Annotated in this window: 9 protein-coding genes; 4 read left to right on the forward strand and 5 right to left on the reverse strand. The window is 64.7% G+C overall.

Annotated elements, in window-relative coordinates; translation table 11 throughout:
• Together Q4G50_RS07285 and Q4G50_RS07290 are read right to left on the reverse strand one after the other, a co-directional pair.
• Positions 1–611, reverse strand: a 611-nt coding sequence (locus tag Q4G50_RS07285; RefSeq protein WP_303376992.1) for a response regulator transcription factor, incomplete at its 3' end; no start/stop codon positions are given.
• Positions 611–1,702: a sensor histidine kinase gene (locus Q4G50_RS07290; RefSeq protein WP_303376993.1), complete on the reverse strand. Its 1,092-nt coding sequence runs from the start codon at positions 1,700–1,702 to the stop codon at positions 611–613. The genes Q4G50_RS07290 and Q4G50_RS07285, both read right to left, overlap by 1 nt.
• A gap of 130 nt (positions 1,703–1,832) precedes the next feature.
• On the opposite strand from Q4G50_RS07290, the gene Q4G50_RS07295 reads away from it, so the two are divergent.
• Positions 1,833–3,029, forward strand: a complete 1,197-nt coding sequence (locus tag Q4G50_RS07295; RefSeq protein WP_303376994.1) for an erythromycin esterase family protein — start codon at positions 1,833–1,835, stop codon at positions 3,027–3,029.
• On the opposite strand, the gene Q4G50_RS07300 is transcribed toward Q4G50_RS07295, so the two are convergent.
• The gene (locus Q4G50_RS07300; protein WP_082028445.1) at positions 3,030–3,200 is read right to left on the reverse strand and encodes a DUF4236 domain-containing protein; all 171 of its coding nucleotides are present in this window, start codon (positions 3,198–3,200) and stop codon (positions 3,030–3,032) included.
• Between the two features lie 10 nt (positions 3,201–3,210).
• The gene (locus Q4G50_RS07305; protein ID WP_303376995.1) at positions 3,211–3,996 is read right to left on the reverse strand and encodes a hypothetical protein; all 786 of its coding nucleotides are present in this window, start codon (positions 3,994–3,996) and stop codon (positions 3,211–3,213) included.
• Positions 3,997–4,226: 230 nt separating this feature from the next.
• On the opposite strand from Q4G50_RS07305, the gene Q4G50_RS07310 reads away from it, so the two are divergent.
• The 3 genes from Q4G50_RS07310 (at position 4,227) to Q4G50_RS07320 (ending at position 6,792) form a co-directional block, all read left to right on the forward strand.
• Positions 4,227–5,576, forward strand: a complete 1,350-nt coding sequence (locus tag Q4G50_RS07310; protein WP_303376996.1) for a MinD/ParA family protein — start codon at positions 4,227–4,229, stop codon at positions 5,574–5,576.
• Positions 5,552–6,211 carry a hypothetical protein gene (locus Q4G50_RS07315; protein WP_303376997.1) on the forward strand — a complete coding sequence of 220 codons (660 nt, stop codon included), beginning with the start codon at positions 5,552–5,554 and terminating at the stop codon, positions 6,209–6,211. Before Q4G50_RS07310 ends, Q4G50_RS07315 begins: the two co-directional genes overlap by 25 nt.
• 368 nt (positions 6,212–6,579) lie before the next feature.
• A complete protein-coding gene (locus Q4G50_RS07320; protein ID WP_303376998.1) occupies positions 6,580–6,792 on the forward strand; it encodes a hypothetical protein in 213 nt (70 codons plus the stop codon).
• Positions 6,793–7,348: 556 nt separating this feature from the next.
• On the opposite strand, the gene Q4G50_RS07325 is transcribed toward Q4G50_RS07320, so the two are convergent.
• Positions 7,349–7,771, reverse strand: a complete 423-nt coding sequence (locus tag Q4G50_RS07325; protein WP_303376999.1) for a DUF1877 family protein — start codon at positions 7,769–7,771, stop codon at positions 7,349–7,351.
• Between the last annotated feature and the right edge of the window lie 182 nt (positions 7,772–7,953).

Here is a 7,953-nt window from a genome sequence, read left to right on the forward strand (position 1 = left end):
CGGTTGTCCACGCCCAGTTTGTTGAAGATGCGCGACATGTTCGCCTTCACGGTGGCCACCGCCATGTGGGCCTGCCGGGCGATGTCGGCGTTGCTCGCGCCTGACGCCAGCAGGATGGCCACCTCCCTTTCGCGTTCGGTGAGGGTGTCCACGAGGGCGAGCGCGTGGTGGTCGCGGGCCGGCCCCGCCTGCACGGTGCCGATGAGGGTCTCCACCGCTCCGGCAGATAGAGCGGGGCGACCGGCCCGGACATCGCGGATCGCCTGAACCATGTCCCGGGGGTCGGCGTCTTTGAGGAGAAAACCCTGCGCCCCGAGCTGGAATGCGCGGACCACGTAGTCGTCGGTGTTGAAGGTGGTGAGCATGATGACGGGTGTCGCATCCCCGGTGGCCCGCAGTTCCGTGAGGACGGTGAGGCCGTCCATGCGGGGCATGCGGATATCGCAAAGCAGCACGTCGGGGCGGTGTTCGCGGACCAGCTCCAGTCCGGCGCTGCCCTCCCCGGCGTCGGCCACCACTTCGATATCGGATGCGGTGCCCATGATCATGCGGACGGCGGTGCGCACCATGGGGTCATCGTCGATGACGATGACGCGGATCTGCTCGCTCATCAGCCCACCTTCCAGGGAACGGAGACTTCGAGCGTAAATCTACCGTCCTCCCAGCGGGTGCGGGCCACACCGCCCAGCAAACGGGCGCGTTCGTCGATGCCGACCAAGCCGTACCCACCGTTTTCCTCCGAAGACGCGGCCGGGTTACTCATGTGCAGGGTGATGCCGTCGGAAGGGTTTCCCGCCAGGCAGATGGTGACGTCCGCGCCGGGCGCGTGTCGGCGGGCATTTGTCAGACCCTCCTGGATCATTCGGTAGAGGTGGCGGCTGTGGCGTTCCGGGACGGTGTCGCTGGCCAGGCCCAGCTGCAGGTCGATGGTGGTGCCGGCCTCTCGGGCCTCATCGAGCAGGCCAGGAAGCTCAGCGAGGGTGGGCTGCGGGGCCTCCGGATCTTCGCTGCGCCGCAGGTCAGCGAGCACAACGCGTAGCTCCTCGAGCGCCTGGCGGGAATTGTCCTGGATGATTTTCACGGCGTCCCGGGCATCGGCGGGCAGGTCCTCCCGGTAGGCCAGCGCTCCGGACATCATCGCCACCAGGGAGACCCGGTGTGCCACTACGTCGTGCATCTCGCGGGCGATGCGGGCGCGTTCAGCCATGCGGATCTGGGTGGCCCGGTACTCCTCGGCCTGCGCCCGGGACTGACTGGAATCGCTGAGCGCATGAATCAGCAGCCCTACCAGCAGCGCGCCGAGGAGCATCCCCCCGGAAATGACCAGCTCCACCCACGCCGCGGAGTTCCACGCGGTGGAAGCCAGGTGCACAGCCTTGACCAGCACGCCGGCGAGCACCAGCCCCGCTGGACCGATCACACCGCGGCCCACCCCGTTACGCCTGGCCAGCGAACCGACCACGCCTAAGACGGCACCAATCGCCGCCGGGCTGATCGCCAGACAGGCCGAGACGATCACCGAGACCACAACCGGGCGCGAGTGACGCAACGGCAGCACCGCCAGGCCCAGCGCCGCCGGAAGTACCAGGAGTGCCCAGAGTCCGAGGTCGCCGGGATGTACCGCGAGCGGTGCCAGATAGTAGAGGGTGGCCAGAAGGATCGGGATCCGGAACAGCCAGCGCAATAAGGAATCGCTCATCATGGGGATGACGATATCCACCGGATTCCGGGGCCGGTAGCGACTATCGGCTCAATTGCGGTGGCCGAAGGTCTCGACAAGCTGGATACCCACGACCGATGATCTACACGACCCATCACGGTGAAATGAAGTCATGACTACTTCACCGCGGCGTCGCCGCCTTATCTTTCCTATCCTGCTCACCGTTGTTGTGGTGCTCATCGCCGCCACCGTCGTCTCCTGGCGGTGGTCCACCCGCCCCCAGGGCGAGGCGCAGGCGGTCGAGTTTGCCACCGCAGAGCTTTCTGCCCCGCTACTCGACGCCCGCGTCCTCGCCCTCGGCGAAGCCACCCACGGTAACGCCGAGTATCAGGACCTGCGTCTGGAGCTGAGCCGGAAGGTAGTGCCGAACGGCACGCGCACCATCATCCTGGAGGAGGACTACGGACAGACGTTGCTGGTCAACGACTGGATCCAGGGTGGGGAGGGCACCGCGGAGGAAGCCGCTCTGCGTTTCGGCTTCCGGATCAACCAGACCGTCGAGAACGCCCGGTGGCTGAGTTGGCTGCGGGAGTTCAACGAGGGGCAACCCGCGGGCGAGAAGGTGCAGTTGCTGGGAATGGACGTCCAGCGCACCGAGGCCAACAAGGCCCTCGCTCTCGACGGGCTGGCCGAGCAGGATCCCGCCACCGCCGAACGCTTGCGGGCCGCGCTGGCCGAGCCCGAGTCCATGATCACCGCCACCAGCGAGCTTTTCGACGCCACCCTCGCCCTCCCCGAGGACCATCCCAACACCTGGGCGACCCGCACCGCCGCGCAGGCACTGCGCCACAACGTCGAGCTCATCTCCACCGAGGGCTATTACGGCGACATCCGCGAGGCCGCCATGTTCGACATGCTGGTCCGCCTGGTGGAGCACTCCCCGACCCCGGTCCTGCTGTTTGGGCACAACGCCCACGTGGCCAAGGCGGAGCAGGGCATGCTCTCCTCACCGGTGGGCGCCCGCGCCGCCGAGAAGTGGGGTGATGGTTACCGCGTGATCGGCACCGACTTCATCCGCACCGAGTTCCTCTCGGGCAACGGTACTGACCGCCAAGCCTGGACCCTGCAGATCCGTTCCCCGCTGCAGGGCATGTTCGAAGGCACCCAGATCGGCTACCTTGATTTCACGGACACCACAGGCACCAACCGAGAGCTGGTCGACTCCGAGGTCACCATGGGCAGCGCCGGCGAGAACTTCAACCGCTTCCAGCAACTACTCCCCTTCGGCCACCTGGTCGCCGGGGTGCCCTCCACCTGGTATGACTCGCTCATCGTGGTCGCCGACGCAACCCCGACGACGATGCTGTAACTACTTCCAGCGACCCCGATAATTCAGACCACCGGGCAGCTTCACCCAGATGCCACCGCGGGAATTGATGGTCACCGGGCCGATGCGGGTGGAGGCCGAGGCACCGGAACCGGAGACGTTGATCCAGGAGTTCTTGCCGATCTTCTTGCGCTTGCGGTACGTGATGCCCATGAGAGGCAGCTTAGCCGTGTGCGGTGGCGGGCGGATACAGGCGCGATAACAGACGGTGATAGGTGGTGAGCGCCCACGTGTCCAACGGCACCCGCATTCGCTCCCGGGCCGTGTACTGCGGATCTGCGGCGGGCAGGGACACTGTGTCGGCGCGGCCGGTGTCACCGGGGCCGTCGAGCATCACCACCGTGACCCGCCCCTCCCGGGCTGCCTGCGTGAGGTGGTGGCCTTCCCGGTAGAGCCAGTCATGGCCCTGATGGTGGCCGTCGGTGACCAGCAGCACATGAGTGGCCAGGTGAGTTCCGGCAGCGATGGTCTGCGCCGGGCAGGTGTACGGAAGGTCGACGACAACCGTGGGCCAGCGGTGTTGTGCCCGCCGTACAACCACCTCGAGTGTCGCTCCGTCCACCTCCCACGTCTCATCGGGAGCTACACCGACGAAGGGCACAGTCCCGGCTGGGTCCGCACACGTCTCAATCTGTGCGCGAGCAAGGTCGGTCACGGAATTCGTACCCAACCCGTGGAGGTCCCCACCGGATCCGGCACCGAGCGGCCCCCGGAGGGGTTGGCGCAGCCCGTCGGCTTCGACGGCGACAACGCCTGCGGGGGAGACAGCGTCAAGAAGCTGGGCTACCAGGGCGGTTACAGGGGTGGTAAGGATGCGGTCATCGAGCGAGGCGACAGCGATGACCGCTGCTCGGTCCATATCCAGGGGAGGGCGGCGCTGCGCGTGAGCCAGGGCAGCAGCACGGGTCACTCCGTCGAGGAGCAGGGATGTGGGAGAGCTGCGTGGCATGCTGTCCTCCAGGTTCTAGAGATCTAACGCGGTCCCATGATAAGTCGTTCGGTTGTCTGAGGACCTGATCCGACGGTCTCCCTCCGTTTGTTCTCAGAGTCTCCACAGCTGTCCGGAGTGAATATGTCCACTGGAGTCGATATGATTCCCGGCATTATCAGCAAGTAGCACTATCTGATTAACAGGTGTCTCCGCACCCAACCTCGGACCGGAACACAGCTAGGACTTCCATGAACCACCCGAACGGCCACGACAGCGACATGCCCGCCTGGCTGCGGGGCCCCGCCACCACGCCCCCCGCGCCCAAATCTCCGGCCCCGGACCCAGCCCCGCACCCGGCCCCCCAGGAAAATCCGAAAACCCCTTCCTCCGCCGAGCCCGTCAAATTGCCTTCAGAAGAGACTGCGAAAACGGCCCCGGAGGAGAAGAAGGAGAGCGCCCGGGAAATCATCGACCGGCTCCGCACCAGCGAAACAGAGGAGTCCGCTCCTGCCCCCGCCGCCGCACCACCGCCCGCGAAGCAGAATCCGCAGGGATTATTCACCGGCGGCGCGCCTGCCCTCCCCCAGCCGGATCCGGAATCGCCTCCGGCGCTCGCACCGACCATCGCGGAAAAGAAACAGCCCACCGCGGCCTTTGACCTCACTCCCCCGCCCGCTTTGGACCAATCCAACCTGGTCAACCGGGTGCGTCGTGCCCCGAAGGGTGGGTGGCGGCGTTTCGTGCACACCATTTCGGGCGGCCACATCAATCCTGGTGAGTCGGAGAAGCAGCTGCTGCGCGAAGCTCTGGAGGAGCAGATCTGCGCTCCGTTGCGCGGTGACTACCGCATTGCGGTCATGTCACTCAAGGGGGGTGTCGGCAAGACGACAACCACAGTGGCGCTGGGCGGTATTTTCGCCACGGTGCGGGGTGATCGCGTCATCGCCATCGACGCCAACCCCGACCTGGGCACTCTTGCTCAGCGGGTGGCCGCTCCGGGCCCAGCGACGATCCGCGACCTTCTCGCTGCGGAGGACACGTCCCGTTACCCGGTGGTACGTTCCTACACCACGCAGGCACGATCGCGACTGGAGGTCATAGGTTCGGAGCGTGATCCGGCGGTGTCCGAGGCCTTCAGCGAGGAGGACTATCGGCAGGCCATCGACATCCTGCAACACCACTACAACGTCATCCTCACCGACTGCGGCACCGGCCTTATGCATTCGGCGATGTCGGGCGTCCTGGACCTGGCGAACACTCTGGTACTGGTCACTTCGCCGGCGCTGGATGGCGCGCAGTCTGCGGCAGCAACGCTCGATTGGCTCAACCTCCACGGTTATGAACAACTGGCGGCCAATGCGGTGGTGGTCATCTCCGCGGCGAATCCGGGCCAAGCCACGATCGACATGGAGCAGCTCATCAACCACTTCCGCTCCCGCACCCGCGCCGTGCATGTGGTGCCCTACGATCAACATCTTTCCGAGGGTGCGACGATCGACATGGAGCTGTTGGATCGCCGCACTTACCAGGCCTACATGGAGCTTGCGGCGATCGTCGCAGAGGACTTCGGTTCATGGCACCGTCACGCCGCACCGTGAGTGCGGGTGTCCTCGTGGCACTGTGCTTATCGACGTCCGCCTGTTCCGACCGCCTCGAACCGGCCCCACCCGTGCGTCACAAGGATGTCGATCAGATGCAGCAGTGGTCGAGTTCGCGGGCTGAACCCTACGGCATCCCCGAGCGGCAACTGCGAGCCTACGCCTTCGCTGCGTGGTCCAGTGCGCAGGAGTCCGGATGCCAGGTAGGGTGGCCGACCTTGGCCGCCCTCGGTGCGCTCCTCAGCGACCACGGCCGGGTGAACGGAGCAGAAGTCGGCGAGGACGGCGCCACCACCGTCGCCCTACGCGGTCTCAACCTGATGCGCCCAGAGCACCCGCAGGAGGTCCCTGACACAGATGCCGGGATTATCGACGGAGACTCCCATCGCGATATCCCTGTCGGTCCTTTGCAGATCATGCCCAGCCGGTGGGAGCAGTTCGGTGTCTCCGCTGAGCCACACCGCCCTGCCGATCCCGACAATATAGACGACGCCGCCCTCACCACCGCCCACATCCTGTGCACCGCCGGCGATCCCACCTCCCCAGAGGGGTGGGACGCCGGACTCAAGGAGATCGACCCGGACCCCGAGTTCATCAAGGCCGTCCACGCCCGCGCCCAGGAGTACTCGCGATGATGCGCCATACCCTCGCTTTCCTACTCACCGCACTGGCACTGCCACTGGCAGCCTGCGGCGCTCCCGGATGGGCCAAGGACGAACCCCTCGAGCACCACATCCCGCCCCTGGGTCAACTACCGGAACTACCCACCTCCTACTTCCCTCCCCCGCCAGAGGAGTCAACCGAAGTGGCGCCACCTCATGCGCCTGTGCCGGCTCCCGCGCCAGTTCCAGTTCCAGCTCCTGCTCCACAGCCCGCTCCTACTGTCACCGTCACCCGTCAGGAGCCCCCACCCCCACCCCCACCGGCGAGGGATGACTCCATCCGCATTGAGATCCCCGATTTCCTCCTCCCCTGATCAACCACTCTGAAAAGGAAATTTGTCGTGACTGACACCCCACCACCACGTAAAGATCACCGAGCTACTGTCCAGGCGCAAAAACTCCGCATGTCCCTCGCCGACTCGGCGTTACGATTCGGCAACTTGGAACCATCGCTTCCCCCTCGCAAACCCACTATCCTCTTCTTCTCTGTGGCGCTGGCGGCCGTGGCATTGGTTACCACCATCGGCACAGCAATGGTCATACAGATGCTGTGAACCAATAAGAGGACAGCATTTCCCTCGGCAGCGCGGCAGGAATACTCATAACCAAAGGATCATTCGCTGTTGCCCGTGCCTCATGACCAGGCCCTCGAGACGAAGAAATTCGATCCCACTCCACGATATGTCGTTCACTGCTCTGGCCAACCACTATTTCATTGATATCCGCTTGGCGTTGATTAATCCGAATGTCCTGTGCGGCGCGATCGATGATGCTTCGAGCATGCCCGGGGTGAGCGTAAGACAACCCCCTCGAGCACCACATCCCGCCCCGACCCCCGGTGTAGGAAGACTCGATCTGCTTCCACCTGCTTGACGCCCTCCGCCTACGACAACTCGGCGACAAGGAACTGACGAGAGCGATACCCCTCCGCCCCGCAAGGATCATCGGGCCGCGGTTCCAGCCCATAGACTATGCACCTCCCCGGCCGACGCAAGCATGCGCTTTCGTACCAAGGGAACTTCGGTGCCCCCGCACCGACCGGGTATCCTCGTTGTCTCCGTCGCACTAGCGGGAATGGCGCTGACAGCCACCATCACCCACCGTGAACAGTCAGTTGAAGACCACGATGACTGCCTCACCTCGGTAAGCCGCACCCTGGTAGAACTCTTGAAGCGAGTCCAACGCCTCAATAATCGACGTCGACGGTTCCAGCCCCACCTCATCCATGAACTCTGCCCCCACGTCCTCGGCAGATTCCCGGTCGACCGCGGCGAGATCATCCACGATTCGTGTGACCTCCTCCGGAGATGCCCCACCGACCGGGGGATCTTCCGCCCACACCTGAGCACCCTGCACAGCCGCCATCGCGGTATCCCCCACAGCCGCCTGAACCCCGAACCACTCCAACCCCAGCGAGAACGTAGATGCGGGAGCGTCCTCCATCAAATCCACAGCTTCGGCCACCCGATCCGCAGATTCAGCGATTCGGGCGAAAGCCTCTGGCGATACAGAAATAAACATCGGATAAAGCATGAGCACTCCTTCTCATCGGTGATGGATGGGTGCCCGCGATCTACAGGCATCCAGAAACGACAATACCCGCTCGGAAATCCGGAAAAGAGGGAAGAAAACCCCACCGATTGCTCGGGAAAGAACTGTTACTGAGATTCCGGCTCCGGCAGCCACATGTTCAATCCCCGCTCTGAGGCGATCTT

The sequence above is a fragment of the Corynebacterium sp. genome (assembly GCF_030538285.1).
In the GTDB taxonomy this organism is placed as follows: domain Bacteria; phylum Actinomycetota; class Actinomycetes; order Mycobacteriales; family Mycobacteriaceae; genus Corynebacterium.